The sequence below is a fragment of the Blautia sp. DFI.1.216 genome (genome assembly GCF_020594215.1).
In the GTDB taxonomy this organism is placed as follows: domain Bacteria; phylum Bacillota; class Clostridia; order Lachnospirales; family Lachnospiraceae; genus Blautia_A; species Blautia_A wexlerae.
The window spans coordinates 1-235 of sequence record NZ_JAJDML010000249.1 but is presented as its reverse complement, the minus strand read 5'-3'; the positions used below and the strand labels follow the sequence as shown (position 1 = coordinate 235).

General features: G+C 40.4%; 1 protein-coding gene. It reads left to right on the top strand.

Annotated features, from left to right (window positions below; genetic code table 11):
• Positions 1 to 96: 96 nt before the first annotated feature.
• On the top strand, positions 97 to 235 hold a 139-nt coding region (locus tag LJE11_RS19615; RefSeq protein ID WP_227296459.1), incomplete at its 3' end, for a type II toxin-antitoxin system PemK/MazF family toxin.

Here is a 235-nt window from a genome sequence, read left to right as displayed (position 1 = left end):
TTCCTTATGGGAAAGAAACTCTGCCGTATTCCTGTGGAGCCAATATAGCGCTATGGATGCTTTACAAATAAAAATAATAGATTGGAGAGAGGACAAATGACAATCCGCAGAGGAGATATTTTATGGGCAGATCTCGGTATGTTTCCTACAACATCTGTTCAGGGTGGAGTAAGACCGGTGATCGTAGTGAGTAATAATAAAGCCAATACATACAGTTCAGTCATAACGGTAGTTC